Source organism: Alkalibacterium sp. 20 (assembly GCF_001885615.1).
Classification (GTDB): domain Bacteria; phylum Bacillota; class Bacilli; order Lactobacillales; family Carnobacteriaceae_A; genus Alkalibacterium.
Map to the genome: position 1 here is coordinate 1 of NZ_LSRN01000084.1, position 2,115 is coordinate 2,115.

Annotated in this window: 3 protein-coding genes; all 3 read left to right on the forward strand. The window is 30.8% G+C overall.

The window, feature by feature from the left end; translation table 11 throughout:
* Positions 1 to 738 (forward strand): GNAT family N-acetyltransferase (locus AX762_RS11355; protein WP_071849244.1); only part of this gene is annotated, 738 nt, incomplete at its 5' end.
* Between the two features lie 139 nt (positions 739 to 877).
* Positions 878 to 985: a hypothetical protein gene (locus tag AX762_RS12880; RefSeq protein WP_177244108.1), complete on the forward strand. Its 108-nt coding sequence runs from the start codon at positions 878 to 880 to the stop codon at positions 983 to 985.
* Positions 955 to 1,503 carry an acetyltransferase gene (locus AX762_RS11360; RefSeq protein ID WP_083432955.1) on the forward strand — a complete coding sequence of 183 codons (549 nt, stop codon included), beginning with the start codon at positions 955 to 957 and terminating at the stop codon, positions 1,501 to 1,503. The genes AX762_RS12880 and AX762_RS11360 overlap by 31 nt, the downstream gene beginning before the upstream one ends.
* The last annotated feature ends 612 nt before the right edge of the window (positions 1,504 to 2,115 follow it).

The following is a 2,115-nucleotide window of genomic DNA, read 5'->3' on the forward strand; positions in this document are numbered from 1 at the left end:
TTTCATGACTATTGTTTGAAAAATAATAATATTAGTGAGTTTATTCGATTTCATTTATTTGAGAATCATGATGTATTGGAGGGATTTAATGGCAAAAAGATTTTAGTCCATTCAGTTATTTGTAGAGATCTAAAGAAACCATCAGATCAAGATCTTGAATCGAGACTGATTAAAGATGTGAAAAAAGCAGAAAATTTCGGTCTGACGGTTGAATTTGATTATACGGGAACGTCAAAAATGGACTTTTTAAGAATTTATACAGAAACGATGAATCGTAATCAAGCTAAAGACTTTTACTATATAGATCAGACTTTTTTAGATAAACTCCAAAAGAATCTTGATGGACAATTTCTGTATGCAAATACAAGATTAAATGGAGAAGTGATTGCTTCACGACTGATTATATTTGATGATAAATATGGATACTATTTTCTAGGAGGGAACTCAAAAGAGTATTATAAATATAAGAATGGGACTTTTCTTGATTATAAATTATTAATCGAGTTGAAAGATAAAGGCTTAAAGAGTTATGTTTTTGGGGGTGGTTATGAAGGTGAAGATGGAATATATAAGTATAAAAAGAAGTTTGATAAACTAGGGGAGGTCCCGTTTTATATTGGGAAGAAAATTCATATGGAAAAAGAATATCAACACTTGACTCTTCTTCGCAAAGAAGAAGGTCATTATAATTCTGAAACATTGTTTTTTCCTCTATACAGAGCCCCTAGAAATAATTAATTATCAAATGTAGTAATCGCTTTAATTTATACGAGTGGGGTTTATGAGGGAATTGGAACACAAACGGCCACCAGCAGAAGACTGAAAAATGACCTCTTTCCTCTACGTATCAACAATCAAGTTCGGAAGGGAAACAGTAATGATAGAAAAGCTGATTATTGTTGGTGCCGGAGGTCACGGAAGAGTAGTGGCCGATACCGCAGTGAAAATGGAAAAGTGGAAAAAAGGAATAGTATTTCTTTTTTAGATGATGATGAAGCGACTGATTCGGTAATCGTCCTAAATATTATTGGACCAATCGTTGATGCTTTCAAGTATAAAGACAAGGCAGATCTCGTAGTGGCACTCAGTGATAATTATATAAGACGGGGTATGCAATCTGAGATAGAAAAAAAGAAGTATTCACTAAGTAATCTTATTCATCCTGATGCTATAATAGGTTTTGGAGTGAGTTTTAGCATAGGTAATGTATTTATGGCGGGTGTAGCGATTAACGCTTTAAGCAAATTAGGTAATGGATGCAGTATTAATAATAGTAATTTAGATCATGATAATATTATTGATGATTGTGTTCATGTATGTCCTGGAGATCATTTAGCAGGTTCAGTTCAGATTGGAACAAATAGTTTGCTATGCACAGACTGTTCTGTAAGTAATAATATCATTATTTGCAGAGACTGCATAATTGGTGGGGGAGCTTTAGTCATAAAAGATATTAATGAACCGGGAACCTACATAAGTTTACCGGTAGTTAGGATAAAGTAAGTAGATAATGTTCTGTTTTCGGAGTTAGTTCTCATATAAAAGTTAATTAAAATAAAGCGTTATTTAACAAATATTAAGTCCTAAGACTTGTCATCTTATAAATTAAAAAATAATGTAAATCTATTATATTAGCTTGCAGAATAATAATTAAGTTATTAAATACAGTTAGGATTAATTTAAATCTATATTCCCCACTAAATTAGTATCAGCATAACTAATTATCACTTCAAACCTTTATTTCAAAGCGTTACTCACCCCCATATATTCCTTACACATTTTTTGTTTTTTAACTTCAAACTACTCCGTACTTACAATTAAGGTCATTTCCTCTATAAATACTCTCCTATATTTAATTATAATCTTCCTCTATAATGTTAATACTCTTGTGTTGAAACCTAATTTATTATTAATCCGCAAAACAATGATTCCAATCGCTAATGATAATTCTTAAGAACATAGTTTTTAGTACAATGAACTAATGCTACAATTTGTATACTGAAAAATTACAAAATAACAGAAATATCCTAGCAAGTTACCTCTATTTTTTTATCATCCCCAAAATTTTTTATTCACCAGAACACAGACAATTAACTAAATATATATATTCTCGCT